The sequence below is a fragment of the Pedobacter jeongneungensis genome (assembly GCF_039538295.1).
GTDB lineage: Bacteria > Bacteroidota > Bacteroidia > Sphingobacteriales > Sphingobacteriaceae > Pedobacter > Pedobacter jeongneungensis.
Genome location: NZ_BAABBY010000003.1, coordinates 476032 through 490185, shown reverse-complemented (window position 1 = coordinate 490185; position 14154 = coordinate 476032). Strand labels below are relative to the sequence as shown.

Here is a 14154-nt window from a genome sequence, read left to right as displayed (position 1 = left end):
TAAAATCTTATAACCAATTGTTTTTTCGGTACCAGCTGATGGTTTCGTTTATTCCCTGCTCTAACCCGAACTGTGGCACAAAACCAAAATCTTTCTGTATATTTTTAATGTCACAGCCCCAGTTTAAGGCGGTGAGTTCTTTTATTTTATCTACGTTTAAAGCCGGAATTTTATTAAATACGCCATACAAACGTTCCATCCCCCAGGCCAGGCCTTTAATCAGCGGCACCGGCACATTTACCGTTACTGTTTTTTTGCCTAAAGCCTTGCTTACATAATCTGCAAGCGACGAGCGCCTGTACACTGCCCCGTCTGAAATATTGTAAGCCTTACCCACAACATCAGATGTGAGTGCTTTGATGATTACATCAGCCAGATCGGTAGCGTACACAAAGCTCAATTCCTGTTCCTGCTTACCGATGTAAAGCTCCAGCCCGGCTTTAATGGTTTTAATCAGGATGAAGATATCTTTCTCACGTGGTCCGTAAACCGCTGTCGGCCTGAATATGATCAGTGGCAGATCCGGAACCTGAGCCAGGTAAGTTTCTGCTAATGCTTTGCTGATGCCATATTGGGTTACTGGCTTTGAAGCGCTTTTTTCCGTCAGTTTTTCATTTTTCTGCTTTAAAGGACCGAGCGCGGCGAGACTGCTGATGAATATAAATTTCTCTATCGCGTGAGCTGATTTTGAAGAGGCTACGGCTAAATTCCTGGTATATGTTGCGTTAATCTTATTGTAATCGGTTAAACTTTTGGCTTTTGTTACCGCAGCGGCATGCACAATGTAATCGTACTTGTTCGCCTCAATATTTTCTTTTAGCAGGTAAATTGATTCAAAATCCAGGTCAACATAATTGATCTGAAACGCTTTAAGGTGTTCGGCAGCAGCACTATTACGTACGTTGGCATATACTTCCATCCCATTAGCTAAAGCAGATTTGATCAGGTGATACCCCACAAAACCAGTCGCTCCTGTAATCAACACCCGCTTTTTCATATTGCTTTCTCTAAAATCCTGTATTTGCGGTACAGTTTTCCGCCAATATCCTCAATCGGTTTATTGATCAGGTCGTTATGGTCCAGGGTCCAGCTCGCCTCCGCATATTTCATTTTTTTGGCTTCGAAACGTTTAATGATCCGGCCATATAAACAGGCTTCGATCCCCATTTTACGGTAACCATCAACCACACCAAGCAATAAAATACGGATGCCATCGATTTTCTTTTTATTGGTCAAAAGTTTGATTAAACCGGTTGGAAATAACCTGCCACGTTTAATTTTGATCAGAATCTGGTTGATATCCGGAATGGCCAGCGCAAAACCAACGATTTTACCATGTTGCTCGGCCAAAATGCAAAATTCTGGATCTAGGATCATTTTCAGGTCGTTCGCCGTATAATCGAATTCTTTATCTGTCATCGGTACAAAACCCAGGTTTTTATCCCATGCTTTGTTGTACACATCTCTCACCGCGTTGCACTCTTCCTTGAATTTCTTCATGTTGATTTTGCGGAGAATGATGTCGTTCCGTTTCAAACGATCCTCTATCCTGTCCATCAGCTTCACCGAACGGTCGCTATAATTGCCGGCGGTATAACGGTAAGCCCTTAAATCAACATTTTTCTTGAAACCCATTTGCTCCAAAAGCGGCAGGTAATATGGTGCATTATAAGGCATCATGGCTACCGGCGGACCATCATAACCTTCAATCAGCAAGCCACACACTTCGTTGGTAGAAAAATTAACCGGGCCTAAAACTTTCGTTAATCCACGCTCCTTTAACCATTCCTGTGCTGCTTCAAAAAGCTGTTTGGCTGCCGCGGCATCATTGATACAGTCGAAAAAGCCAAAAAAACCATCCTTCGATTCATATACCTTATTGTGGTTGGTATTATTAATCGCAGCAATACGTCCAATTACCTTTCCTTTATCATATAGCAAAAAAAGCTGTATTTCAGAATGTTCGTAAAAAGGATGTTTGCCGGGGGTAAGCAGATCGCGCTGCGCAATAAACAATTCAGGCACGTAATTTACGTCGCCGGCATATAAATCATGCGGAAAATCGACAAATGCGGCCAATGCTTTTTTATCAGAAACCTTGATCAGTTCTCTCATGATTGGCTTCCCACTAATTCTACGTTAACGGCCTTAAAAGCAACACTTAATTGCTCAATCGCTGTTTCAATCTGTTCGAAACTGTGTGTAGCCATCAGCGAAAACCTGATTAAAGATGAATCGGATGGTACTGCCGGAGAAACCACCGGATTAACGAAAACCCCATTTTGCTGGAGGATGTTGGTGATCATAAAGGTTTTGGTATTATCGCGGATGTAAACGGGAATAATCGGACTGTTGCTGTGCCCGATATCAAAACCCGCTTCGGTTAAAAGTTTTTTGGCATAATTGGTATTGTCCCAGAGTTTATCGATGCGCTCGGGTTCTGATTCGATAATATCCAACGCAGCAATTACACTGGCCACAGCAGATGGCGGCATACTGGCGCTAAACATTAACGAGCGTGCACGGTGTTTGATAAATTCGATGGTTTCGGTACTCCCTGCAATAAAACCGCCTAATGAAGCCAGCGATTTGCTAAAGGTGCCCATAATGAGGTCAACTTCATCGTTAAGGTTGAAATGAGAAGCAGTTCCTGAACCGTTAAAACCGATTACACCTAAACTGTGTGCATCGTCCATCATAATATTGGCACCAAACTCATTGGCAATTTCTACCATTTCAGGCAGGTTTACCAGGTCGCCTTCCATGCTAAAAATACCGTCAGAAACAATCAGTTTAGCAGCATCCTCTGGCAAACGGCTTAATTTCCGGCGGAGATCCTGCATATCGTTATGCGCATATTTAATGGTACGGGCAAAAGCTAAACGGCTTCCGTCAATAATAGAAGCATGGTCGTATTCATCCAGCAAGAGGTAATCGTTACGATCAAGCAGGCACGATATCACCCCTAAATTTACCTGAAAACCAGTACTAAAAAGCACCGCAGCCTCTTTGCCCACATATTCGGCCAGGCGGCTTTCCAATTCTAAGTGAATATCTAACGAACCATTTAAAAACCTCGAGCCGGCACAGCCTGTACCATATTTTTCGATGGCAGCTTTTGCCGCTTCCTTTATTTTGGGATGATTGGTTAACCCCAAATAGGAATTGGAACCAAACATGAGTACTTTTTTTCCATCGATCACCACCTCGGTATCCTGGGCAGATTCTATCGACCTGAAATAAGGATACAATCCTTTTTCTTTTATCATAGCTGCATCCTTAAAAGAGGCAATTCTATCTTGTAATTTTTTACGCATACTGAACGCTATTGTTCTTCAGTTTTTTAAACCCTGTTCTGAAAGTCTGGACTGCGCTACGATATTGCTGTTAAAACCGGAACCGACCCTACAGATTAAAGCCGCATTAACCAAACGATTTGATAACACAATTTTAACGCGGAATTGAAGCCTAAAAAAGGTTCAAACGTGGGATATATTGGTCAAAATGTAGGATTGACAAATTGTGACATTCAGATGAATTGACCAATTGACATTCTGACTTTTATTATAAAATAGTAAAAAAGTTAAAAACAGCTTAAAACGCCCTAAAAACCACATAAATAGCTGTTTTTAAACCACATACAAAACATTAACTAATTAATCAAAAACATCAAAATCAATCAGAAATTAGTCATTTTAAAAATTTTAGCTTGCAAAAATGCTCCTGAACGCTACATTTGCCTGTACAAAATCCGACAGATAAAGGGCAAAATCCATCCGAAAAAAGATGGCTGGAACTGGTGCGTAAAAGTGATTATATCTGTTAAGAAATTATTAAAAAATGTTGAACGATTTATGCAACAGACTTTACTTAATAAAACTTTTTCAGAAAAAAATTATGAGGAAGCGCTTTCGTTAAACGACGGACTGATGGCGAAAATCCACAACAGCAATGATCCACATTATTGCAGTTCGGAGCCTTTTCGTACATCGAGTTATGCCTTAATACTGATTACCAAAGGGAAACTTAATATCAGGATCAATTTTGAAGATTATGTACTGAACCAAAGGGATATTTTACTGGTTTTACCACATTCTGTTTATGAGATTACGGACAACAGCAGCGTTGCATTTATCAGTATCCATTTTAATAAGAGTTACCTGAAAAATAAGGGTGTATTTTTTAACAGCGGTGAAACTTACCGGATGTCGCAGGATATTCAATCGCATAAATTTTCGCTTTCTAAAGAGGAATATAACTTCATCTACTACGATATGCTTGCCCTGCATAAGAAGCTAAATGTTTCGAAAGATACGCCTCAGATTAAAAACATTGTGCACAATAGCTTTCTAGAGTTACTGTACGATATTTTTCTACTAAAAAACAAACAGAAAAACCCTACTCCATTCGTTCACAACAGCCGCACAGAATTAACCAACCGTTTTTTAGCACTGGTATCAGAAAATTTTAAAAAGGAAAAACGGGTAATTTATTATGCCAACTGCCTGCGCATTACGCCGAGGCATTTATCGCAGGTGGTGAAACAGGTTACGGATAGAACAGCCGGGGAAATTATCGATGAAATGGTGATCAGGGAGGCAAAGCTATTGTTAACCAGCCATGTAATGAATATTTCTGAAGTAGCAATAGAACTTTGTTTTAGCAATTCTTCGTTTTTCGGAAAATATTTTAAAAAACAGACGGGTGTTACCCCATCTGAGTATAAAATGTCGAATAATATTGCGGTTTAGGCTAACTGATAAGAAGTTAGTGATTCCTTGGCATGCCTGAATTTCGAATTGCCTAGCGAACCAATTACCAAGGCATAAAATCCCCAATCAAGTTGAGGATGACATAACGAGTGAAGAAATCTAATATAAATTCGTCTCTGCCATGCAGGTGGGAATTTTAAGGCGTATTGCTACGCGTTAAGATCTCCAATTGAGTTGGGATGAGATAATGACTGAAGAGTTTTGCTCGATAAAATATCTTATGCTGAATGCTCTTTTTTAAATTGCTCAGGCGTTAAGCCAGTGTATTTTTTAAAGAATTTTGTAAAGTATGAATTGTCATTAAAATTGAGTTCGTTGGCAATCTGAGAAATATTAACCTCACCACTCACTAAAAGACGCTTGGCTTCGAGTAAAACACGCTCCCTGATCACCTCTCCGGCCTGTGCACCAATAAGTTCCTTACAAATGGCGTTTAAATGATTCGGTGTAATGTACAACAATTCTGCATAGTCTTTGGGCAGTCTCTTAAGGAGGTAATGTTCTTCAACGAGATTCTGAAAATTGCGCAGCACCACCATGCTATGTGTTTGATACTGTTGAGCCTGCATGGCTGGCGAATGCTGTTCTACCAGCATCAGAAGTGAGAGCAGCAGCACTTTCTGAAAATCTATATTTTTATGTAAAGGATCGTTTACCTGGGCATACAATTGTTTACAAAGTACCTCCACATCATTCCTGATTTCGATGGGCAACTCTTTTACATTTGAAAGGTCAGCTCCTGTAAAAAAAGAGAAATTTTCAAGATAATCGGGCTTCAACAAAAAGGACTGAAAAAAATCCCGTTCAAAATTTACGATATAACCTTCTGTATTTTCGCCAAATTCCCAGGTATGCACCTGCCCCGGCGACATAAAATAAATTTGCCAGGGTGTTACGCTGTAGGTATTAAAATCGATAGAATGGCTCCCTGTCCCAGAAGTAAAAATAACGAAATGATAAAACTTGTGCCGGTGCGGAAAAACAAGATTTCGGTGTTTATCCAAATAACTCTGCAACCGGTCAACCAGGACATCGGCCCTTTTGTTATCGGTTAAGGTGCAGGAATCTAAAATGGGTATGAGTTTTTTCATTCGCAAATTTATTGCGAATCTACTCATTTAAGAGCCCTGCTCAAACTTACTGGTTTGTTTTTGCTTTATTTTCCACAATGCGTGATGGATCGTAATGTAATCCGGGCGAAAGCCAGTAAAGCAGTACCATTCTAGAATAGCGGTAATTAAATGGTGAAAGTATGGCTACACCGGCAAATATGGCTAAAACGAAATACCATAAATTTTCGTAAACAATATCCAGTCCTAAAACATAGGCCGCAACGCTTATTGAAATAATTTCGGCAACATTCATGGCATAACTCACAAACATGGAAACGTAAAAGTAGCCGGGCTCGCGTTCAAATTTTAAGGCACATACGCTACACACTTCATTCATTCTTTGAATTTTTAAACCATACACTGCTCCGGTAAAAACCGACCCCATTCTGCATCTCGGGCATTTAGAATGAATAAAACCACTCCACTGCGATACAGCGGGTTTCTGCTGGCTTAGTTTCAAATCTGAATATCGGTTATTAGTGCTGTTTTCCATAATAAAAATCCTTAATCAAAGGTAAAAACAAATAAACACATCTAATTGTGTCAATCAACTTATTAATGGTACTATTTACTTCAATTAGTGATTGGAATAAATTTTTATTTGTAATTTTAATTACATACATTGTAGTATTAATACTAAATAGTTACAATACCATCCCGTCATATTTAAAATACTTTAATTCCCATTACAATATTAATTCAGGTCAGATAAAAATTTCAACCAAATATTATATCCCTAAACATTTATTAACCAAATTATGAGAAAACAATCTAATCAATTGAAAAAGATGGCAGGCATAGTGCTGCTGTTAACTGTACTGATCTCGGCCTGCAAAAAAAGCGAGAAAAGCGAAACCCCCAATCCTAAAGATGAGACTGCCACGCCGAGAGCCCTGACATTGGTTTGGCAGGATGAATTTGACGGCAACAGCTTAAATGCTGCCAAGTGGAATTATGAAACGGGAAACTTGGGCGTAAACAACGAAAAACAATATTATCAAACCAGTAATGTGAGCGTAAGCGGAGGCAACCTGATTATCACTGCCCGCAAACAATCGGTTGGTGGTCAGCCTTATACCTCGGGCAGAATAAATACCAACGGCAAATTCTCCATCAAATATGGCCGGATCGAAGCCCGGATGAAACTGCCAATGGTACAAGGTACGTGGCCGGCATTCTGGATGCTGGGCAGCAATATAGGAAGCGTGGGATGGCCAAAATGTGGCGAAATAGACATTATGGAACATGTAAATACGAGTAATTCTATTTTAGGCACCATCCACTGGGACAATAACGGCTATGTATATTACAGCAATAACACAACAACAACTCCGGGAGATTACCATGTTTATGCAGTAGAATGGACTTCGAGCGGCATCAGGTGGTATGTTGATGGTAATTTATACGCAACAGGTAATACAACCAATAACATTAATGGTACAGACGAATTTCATAAACCGTTTTTTATCATTTTTAACATGGCGGTAGGTGGAAACCTGGCCGGACAAACGATTGATGATGCTGCGCTGCCTACGAGCATGAATGTAGATTATGTGAGGGTGTACAATATTAGCTAATGCCCTAAATACTTATTTATAAAAAGAGACTAATCATAAGCATGATACAGTCTCTTTTTTATGAACAGTAAGCTGTGAATATTTATCAGGTCTTTCAGGTTATTTTTGTCCCTCTTTATCTCCGAAGTCGGTAACGGTTTTTCCATCGTAACGATACAGGCCATCAGCGCCAAACCAAATATTACCATCATTGTCTTCTAAAATCCCGAAGATCATTGGTTTATTGGTGATTTCGGTTACAATTGGATTTTTATCAGATAAAGACTTTGAATCATAGCGTGAAAGTGCCCAACCTTTACCGCTGCTGCTTTCTGAACTCGTCCAAATATTGCCTTTTTTATCTTCGGTTATATAACCAACAAACCCCTGTGTGAAATTGGTAAAGGTACTGCCATTATACCGCCAAAGGCCATCAGCTCCGCCAAGCCAGATATTGCCTTGCTTATCTTTGATTATCGAACGAACATTTACAAAAGGTTTTCCATCTTTATTGGTTATTGTGGTAAATTTTTTCCCATCGTAAACGGAAATATAACCCCTTGTAGCGAACCAAAATTTTCCTGTTTTATCTTCAATGATAGCATTAACATCATTATGCATCCAACTGTCTTTTGGAAGCGGTTGCTGGTAAGCTGAAATATGGACAGAATCAGTCTGTGCCGCGGAAGCAGCTTCATTCATTTTAAAATTTTGAAAAGATTTTCCATCATAACGGCTCGCTCCATTTTCAGTACCAAACCAAACATTACCGTTTTTATCTTCATAAATATGCCCAACCCGATCACTGGCCAACCCGTTTTTGGTCGTAAAATTCCGAAACGAACTCCCATCATAATAATAAACACCAGAACCAATGGTAGCGAACCAGAAATTTCCTTTTCTATCTTCTAAAACAGAAAAGAAGCGTGCAGAACTTACTTTACCTGTTATATTGGTAAAAGATTTTCCGTCATATTTAAAAACACCCTCTCCTGAAGTTATCCAAATATTGTCCTTTCGATCTTGTTTAACGGTACGAACCATGCTTTTGGGACCGTGAAAAGTAGATGCGTTTTTGGTTTCAGCGACATCCTGAACTCCGTTTTTCTGCTGGGCCTGTATGGGAAAACAGCTTACTCCTGCCAGCATGATTATCAGGCTGTACAAAACATTTCTTTTATTTTTCATATCTTATCTAATTGATTTAACGAAATTACCTTGATATCTTTCGGACAGAAGAATTTGGATTGTAAATAAAAATGTAAACTTTGTAAATAAAAACCTGACAATATGCATCTTAGTCAAAATCTCCTCAACGGAAAACGCAAATATCTGCCTGCATTGATAGTCCTCTCGTTTATCTCTGTAGTTTGCCTGGCTTTCAGTATGGAGGATGGTGATGACTTTGTTTTCGCCAAACGGGAAGTTTTGCTCCGCAGGATCGGTCATGAATTGCTCTTACAATCGGGCGACAGTACTTCGAGGGTGTTACCGGTAAAAAAGATTGCAGAAAATGAATACCAGATCAGGTTTGAGAACGAGTTTACTTTTCAATCTTCCGCCCTGGTGAATACTACACGGCGTTTGCTGGCCAAGGATCCGATGGCAGATGATTACATTGTTAACGTTATTAATTTTGGCAACTCCACCGTAGCGTATGGATTCGCTATATCCAAAGATAAGAAAGATGATATTGTAGCCTGTATAGGAAGAAAACAACCTAAAGCACGCTACATGATCAACATTAAATTTAAACCGAAAGGCATAAATACAGCAAAGAGCAGATATGTTTTAGGCAGCCTGCCATTTTTAGCATTTGTTGGTTTTATATTTCTGAGATCGGTAAAGCCTGGAAGAGCTTTAAGTCATGATCGGGATACTAATATGTTCAATTTGGGTTCGGCAATGTTTGATGCGAAGAATAGAAAGCTCATCATAAACGAGGAAACAACAGACCTAACCGGAACGGAATCGCGTTTGTTGCTTATTTTTGCACGTACGCCCAATGAAACCATAGAGAGAAGCCGGTTGCAAAAAGAGATTTGGGAAGACGAAGGCGTGATTGTAGGTCGCAGTCTGGATATGTTCATATCAAAACTTAGAAAAAAGCTGGAATCTGATCCTCATATCAAAATTGTTGTGATTCGCGGCAAAGGATATAAGCTTACAATTAGCGTTTGAAGAGCATTCGATTTGGCATTTTAAAATGTAGAAACGATGATCTGGGTTTGTCAACAAATTCCTGAAATTGTAAATTAAGCTTTATCTGCCCTTTTCTAATCCCGTTTTAATCCTAGTATAAAATTTATGTCAGGCTTTTAAAAAAATGGTATAATCCGCCTTTTCAATGGGCTAATCATTGTTTTTCGTCCATATATTTGTATTACAGATGATGAATTACCTGAAAAGAAAATTATGGAGGAACATTTTTGGCCTGTTGGTAATGGGGCTGTTTGTGACGAAATTTTTTACATTTTCTCTGGTTCCATTCTTATCTTCTGATCATAGTTATGCTATAGAAAAAAGCAGCGAAGAAAACAAAGGAAAGGATGAAGAATCTTTCGATAAACTAAAGAAAAAACTGCTGATCTGCGATTCATCACCTTCAGTATGCTTAAATGCCTTTCAGGCAGACCAATTTCCTGCAAATAAATATTCATGGTGCTTCGGCTGCAGCAATTTTCCGGCGAAGAATGTCCCCACGCCGCCTCCCGACGCACTTTCTTAACAATAATGGAGTCAAGCTGCAAACATATCTTAGGATATGTTAATGGAGATATTATAGACTCTTAATTACATCACATTTATCCAGTGGTTAAATTATTACGTACCACTGGTCCATAATTTATATAGCTGAATTAAATATTAATGAAAAATAATCACGCTGCCGGCGCCCGTTCGCCATGGCAAAGATTGGTGCTTATGCTTCACCTCGAACGCAAAACCATCAATTATATTTATGTTTATGCCATCTTAATTGGCTTAATCGGCCTTTCGCTTCCACTTGGAACGAGTGCCGTTTTTAACCTGCTCTCTAACGGAGCGATGTACAGTTCCACCTATATCCTGATTGCAGTAATTTTAGTCGGCATTGTTGTTGGTGGTTTACTGCTTATCGGCCAATTAACCCTGGTCGAATTTCTTGAGCAAAAGATTTTTACCAAAGCTGCCCTCGAATTTGCCTTCCGCCTGCCACGGATTAAAAAGAAAGCACTGGAGGGAGAAAATCCCACCGAGCTTGTCAATCGTTTTTTTGATATCCTCACCATACAAAAAGGCTTGACCAAACTACTGGTTGATATTGTTGCCGCAGCCGTATTAATATTTTTTAGTGTGATACTGCTTTCCTTTTATCACCCTGTTTTTATGGCTTTTGGCACATTTGTACTAATTGTAATTGTCTTGATCCTGGTTTTATATTATCGCCGCGGCGTAGAAACAAGCATTGAAGAATCGGGCCATAAATACGAAGTGGTGGCTTACCTTGAAGAAATTGCTTCAGATCTGGATACGTACAGACAAAGTAATACCAAAAGAAAAGAGATTATAGAACGGACGGATAAAATCACAGCAAACTACATACAGGCCCGAAATGATCATTTTGGTGTGTTAAAAAAATTTTTCATCAGTGCGGTGGCCATGCGTACCATACTGATGGGTGCCCTATTGCTTTTAGGTTCTTATTTCGTAGTGGAACGACAAATGACATTTGGCCAGTTTGTAGCAGCCGAGGTAATTATCGTACAGATTAGCTATGCCATTGAAAAACTGATGACCAACCTGAACACGGTTTTTGACATGATTACAGGTAGCGAAAAGCTTGCTGTAGTAACCGACCTGGAGTTGGAGGAAGGAGAAATTAATCATGGCTAACACAGGAAACAACCTGGCTCAACTCCAAAACTGGGAATCACTTTCGGTACATGCCAACAGTAAAATCATTAATGCAAAAGGCCCGAAAAGACTAGGCAGAATATTGCTGTTTATCATGGCCTTTTTTGTGCTGTTGCTATTCCTGCCCTACCGCCAAACCATACCCGGGCGTGGTACTGTAACTGCACTTAGGCCTGAAGATCGGCCTCAAACGGTACAAAATCAGATTGGTGGCCGTATTGAACATTGGGCGGTGCGTGAAGGACAGGAAGTAAAAAAAGGCGATACTATACTCCTGATTTCGGAAACCAGTCAATCTTATTTTGATCCCGAACTTCCTGCACGCCTGAACGAGCAATTGGATGCCAAACGGGGAAGTGAAACCGCTGCCGGACAGAAAATAGATGCCACCAAAGCCCAAATGAAAGCACTTACCGAGGGCTTGCATTTTCAAATGAAAGCGGCTGAAAACAAAGTATTGCAGGCCAGAAATTATATAAGCATCGATAGCGCGGAACTATTGGCAGTCCAAAAATTTTATGAAACCACCAAAGTTCGTTTAGAAAGGTACGAAACGGGTTACAAAAACGGGCTTTTCTCACTCACTGATATTGAAACACGCCGGCTTAAACTGCAGGAAGATAATGCAAAAGTGATTAGTCAGCGAAACAAACTAAATAATGCCACGCAGAATTTATTAAATGCTTCAATTGAACTCGATAATATCAGGGCCAAATACCAGGAAGCAATATCTAAAGCACAATCCGACATGAGTTCGGCTATATCGGGCAAGGCAAGTGCTCAGGGAGATATTGCAAAATTACGTAACGATATTTCAAACCTCAGCATCAGGCGCGGCCTTTATGTGGTAAGGGCTCCGCAAAGCGGCTTTATTGTTAAAACCTTAAAAGCAGGTATTGGAGAAAACATCAAAGAAGGAGAATCGGTGGCTACACTACAGCCAAAATCGCCAATGGTTGCTGCAGAACTCTATGTAAGCGCAATGGATGTTCCCTTGATATTAGATACGAGTGATGTTCGTTTGCAATTTGAAGGCTGGCCATCGGTACAGTTTTCGGGATGGCCATCGGTAGCGGTAGGTACCTTTGCGGGCAAAGTATTTTCTATCGACCGCACCAGCAGTACAGGAGGAAAATACCGTCTTTTGGTTAGCCAAACCAATCCTGGTCCAACCAAAGATGAACCCTGGCCACCACAATTAAGACAAGGCTCAGGTGTTTACGGACGGATTATCCTCCGATCGGTTCCACTTTGGTATGAGATATGGCGACAATTGAACGGCTTTCCGCCAAGTTTGGAGAAGGAACCTGCAATAAGTACAAAAGACAAAAAATAGCTATGGAGGTTGTAAAATGATAATGGCTTTTAAAAAAATATTAACTGTAGTTGTTTTAATATTGCTCTCGGCGAAGATCTGTTTTGCCCAGGATCCTGTGCCAAGAGAAAACCCCGACAGCGGAAAAGTTTTCAGTCTTGAAGACCTGCAGCAAATGGTTTTCAGGTATCATCCGGTAATTAAACAGGCGGCATTATTAAGCGAATCTGCCAGGGCAAAGGTGTTGCAATCGTTAGGTTATTTCGATCCGGCATTAAAAGCAGGTTTCAGCAGGAAATTATTTGGGGATACCGAATATTACAACAAATGGAACAGTGAACTAAAAATTCCGCTTTGGCTTGCCGGAGCAGATCTTAAACTGGGTTACGACCGCAATGTGGGCAATTACATCAATCCGGAAAACCGAACCGGACAGCAGGGTTTAACTGCCATCGGTTTAAGTATCCCGTTAGGTCAGGGTTTAATTATTGATGCCCGGAGAAGCACGCTCCGCCAATCAAAAATAATGGTCGAATATGCAGAGGCTGATCAGTTGAAACAGATTAATAGCGTTTGGTACGGGATAGCCAAAGATTATTGGAACTGGTATTATGCCCACAAACAATTTGACCTGGTTAATGAAGGGCTGGACCTTGCACAACGAAGATTTAAAGCGCTGAGCGCACAAACCATAATTGGCGATAAACCCGTTATCGATTCTGTTGAAGCTTACATTACCGTACAGGAGCGGATGATACAAAAGGAGAAAACGGCTATTGAACTTCAAAACGCAAGATTAATCCTCTCCAATCACCTTTGGAATAACGAAGGGAATCCATTGGAACTTCCGGTTGAAGCTATTCCGCAAAATACAACTTTAGCCAATGGCCGCCCTGATCCCCTATTACTGGATACACTTCTGGGCCAGGCGGCTAATCAACACCCTGAAATTTTAAAACTGAAAAGCAAAGGTGAACAACTGGCCATCGAGCGAAGTTACCGTCAGGAATTGGTAAAGCCTAAACTAAATGTAATTGGTAACCTGATTTCTAACCGTACCGGTTTCAACAGCAATGTACCAGGATATTACGATTTTAACTGGAGCAATTATAAATTTGGTATAGAGTTCGCTTTTCCGCTTTTCTTGCGCTCAGAACGGGGAAAATTGCGGGAAGTGAAGATCAAACAACTGGAGCTTGATTACGACATCAAACAGTTTGGCAGAGCAATCAGGAACAATGTAATAGCTTCGTATAATGATCTTTCTGCTTATGCTGCACAGCTTAATGTACAGGTAAAAAGCATCGAAAACCAGCAGATCCTGGTAAATGGAGAAAACCAGAAGTTTAGCCTGGGCGAAAGCACACTTTTTTTAATCAACAGCAGGGAAACTAAACTGATAGATATGAAAATTAAACAGGAAAGTATGATAGCAGGTTACCAGAAAACGCTGGCAGAACTATATTACAAGGCTGGAACGAGAGAAATAGTGAATTAAAGAGTTG

General features: G+C 40.1%; 13 protein-coding genes. 7 read left to right on the top strand and 6 right to left on the bottom strand.

The window, feature by feature from the left end; genetic code table 11:
• Window positions 1–7 precede the first annotated feature (7 nt).
• The 3 genes from ABD769_RS08035 to spt are packed head-to-tail and all read right to left on the bottom strand — an operon-like array spanning window position 8 to window position 3317.
• Window positions 8–997 (bottom strand): NAD-dependent epimerase/dehydratase family protein, encoded by a 990-nt coding sequence (locus ABD769_RS08035; protein ID WP_344850892.1) that lies wholly within the window; start codon window positions 995–997, stop codon window positions 8–10.
• Window positions 994–2115: a hypothetical protein gene (locus ABD769_RS08030; protein WP_344850891.1), complete on the bottom strand. Its 1122-nt coding sequence runs from the start codon at window positions 2113–2115 to the stop codon at window positions 994–996. Before ABD769_RS08030 ends, ABD769_RS08035 begins: the two co-directional genes overlap by 4 nt.
• A complete protein-coding gene (spt, locus tag ABD769_RS08025; protein ID WP_344850890.1) occupies window positions 2112–3317 on the bottom strand; it encodes a serine palmitoyltransferase in 1206 nt (401 codons plus the stop codon). Before spt ends, ABD769_RS08030 begins: the two co-directional genes overlap by 4 nt.
• Window positions 3318–3854: 537 nt before the next feature.
• Here spt and ABD769_RS08020 point away from each other — a divergent pair.
• Window positions 3855–4751, top strand: a complete 897-nt coding sequence (locus tag ABD769_RS08020) for an AraC family transcriptional regulator (RefSeq protein ID WP_344850889.1) — start codon at window positions 3855–3857, stop codon at window positions 4749–4751.
• Window positions 4752–4990: 239 nt separating this feature from the next.
• Here ABD769_RS08020 and ABD769_RS08015 read toward each other — a convergent pair whose 3' ends face one another.
• Together ABD769_RS08015 and ABD769_RS08010 are read right to left on the bottom strand one after the other, a co-directional pair.
• Window positions 4991–5863: a helix-turn-helix domain-containing protein gene (locus ABD769_RS08015; protein WP_344850888.1), complete on the bottom strand. Its 873-nt coding sequence runs from the start codon at window positions 5861–5863 to the stop codon at window positions 4991–4993.
• Between the two features lie 46 nt (window positions 5864–5909).
• On the bottom strand, window positions 5910–6377 hold the full coding sequence (locus ABD769_RS08010) for a DUF983 domain-containing protein (RefSeq protein ID WP_344850887.1): 468 nt from the start codon (window positions 6375–6377) through the stop codon (window positions 5910–5912).
• A 265-nt stretch (window positions 6378–6642) separates the two neighbouring features.
• Between ABD769_RS08010 and ABD769_RS08005 the strand changes: the two genes are divergently transcribed.
• Window positions 6643–7461 (top strand): glycoside hydrolase family 16 protein, encoded by an 819-nt coding sequence (locus ABD769_RS08005; RefSeq protein WP_344850886.1) that lies wholly within the window; start codon window positions 6643–6645, stop codon window positions 7459–7461.
• Between the two features lie 99 nt (window positions 7462–7560).
• On the opposite strand, the gene ABD769_RS08000 is transcribed toward ABD769_RS08005, so the two are convergent.
• Window positions 7561–8628: a ligand-binding sensor domain-containing protein gene (locus ABD769_RS08000; protein ID WP_344850884.1), complete on the bottom strand. Its 1068-nt coding sequence runs from the start codon at window positions 8626–8628 to the stop codon at window positions 7561–7563.
• Window positions 8629–8730: 102 nt separating this feature from the next.
• Between ABD769_RS08000 and ABD769_RS07995 the strand changes: the two genes are divergently transcribed.
• The 5 genes from ABD769_RS07995 to ABD769_RS07975 all read left to right on the top strand — a co-directional run bounded on the left by ABD769_RS07995 (window position 8731) and on the right by ABD769_RS07975 (window position 14147).
• Complete coding sequence (locus ABD769_RS07995; protein ID WP_344850883.1) at window positions 8731–9621, top strand: winged helix-turn-helix domain-containing protein; 891 nt, start codon at window positions 8731–8733, stop codon at window positions 9619–9621.
• 208 nt (window positions 9622–9829) lie between these two features.
• Window positions 9830–10168, top strand: a complete 339-nt coding sequence (locus tag ABD769_RS07990; protein WP_344850882.1) for a hypothetical protein — start codon at window positions 9830–9832, stop codon at window positions 10166–10168.
• A gap of 140 nt (window positions 10169–10308) precedes the next feature.
• Window positions 10309–11313, top strand: a complete 1005-nt coding sequence (locus ABD769_RS07985) for an ABC transporter transmembrane domain-containing protein (RefSeq protein WP_344850881.1) — start codon at window positions 10309–10311, stop codon at window positions 11311–11313.
• Window positions 11306–12670 (top strand): HlyD family secretion protein, encoded by a 1365-nt coding sequence (locus ABD769_RS07980; protein ID WP_344850879.1) that lies wholly within the window; start codon window positions 11306–11308, stop codon window positions 12668–12670. The genes ABD769_RS07985 and ABD769_RS07980 overlap by 8 nt, the downstream gene beginning before the upstream one ends.
• 22 nt (window positions 12671–12692) lie before the next feature.
• Window positions 12693–14147, top strand: a complete 1455-nt coding sequence (locus ABD769_RS07975) for a TolC family protein (RefSeq protein ID WP_344850878.1) — start codon at window positions 12693–12695, stop codon at window positions 14145–14147.
• Window positions 14148–14154 lie beyond the last annotated feature (7 nt).

Excerpts from the sequence above, each read along its gene's own strand:
- ABD769_RS08035 (WP_344850892.1), bottom strand. The coding sequence starts at position 997 with ATGAAAAAGCGGGTGTTGATTACAGGAGCGACTGGTTTTGTGGGGTAT.
- ABD769_RS08030 (WP_344850891.1), bottom strand. The coding sequence starts at position 2,115 with ATGAGAGAACTGATCAAGGTTTCTGATAAAAAAGCATTGGCCGCATTT.
- spt (WP_344850890.1), bottom strand. The coding sequence starts at position 3,317 with ATGCGTAAAAAATTACAAGATAGAATTGCCTCTTTTAAGGATGCAGCT.
- ABD769_RS08020 (WP_344850889.1), top strand. The coding sequence starts at position 3,855 with ATGCAACAGACTTTACTTAATAAAACTTTTTCAGAAAAAAATTATGAG.
- ABD769_RS08015 (WP_344850888.1), bottom strand. The coding sequence starts at position 5,863 with ATGAAAAAACTCATACCCATTTTAGATTCCTGCACCTTAACCGATAAC.
- ABD769_RS08010 (WP_344850887.1), bottom strand. The coding sequence starts at position 6,377 with ATGGAAAACAGCACTAATAACCGATATTCAGATTTGAAACTAAGCCAG.
- ABD769_RS08005 (WP_344850886.1), top strand. The coding sequence starts at position 6,643 with ATGAGAAAACAATCTAATCAATTGAAAAAGATGGCAGGCATAGTGCTG.
- ABD769_RS08000 (WP_344850884.1), bottom strand. The coding sequence starts at position 8,628 with ATGAAAAATAAAAGAAATGTTTTGTACAGCCTGATAATCATGCTGGCA.
- ABD769_RS07995 (WP_344850883.1), top strand. The coding sequence starts at position 8,731 with ATGCATCTTAGTCAAAATCTCCTCAACGGAAAACGCAAATATCTGCCT.
- ABD769_RS07990 (WP_344850882.1), top strand. The coding sequence starts at position 9,830 with ATGATGAATTACCTGAAAAGAAAATTATGGAGGAACATTTTTGGCCTG.
- ABD769_RS07985 (WP_344850881.1), top strand. The coding sequence starts at position 10,309 with ATGAAAAATAATCACGCTGCCGGCGCCCGTTCGCCATGGCAAAGATTG.
- ABD769_RS07980 (WP_344850879.1), top strand. The coding sequence starts at position 11,306 with ATGGCTAACACAGGAAACAACCTGGCTCAACTCCAAAACTGGGAATCA.
- ABD769_RS07975 (WP_344850878.1), top strand. The coding sequence starts at position 12,693 with ATGGCTTTTAAAAAAATATTAACTGTAGTTGTTTTAATATTGCTCTCG.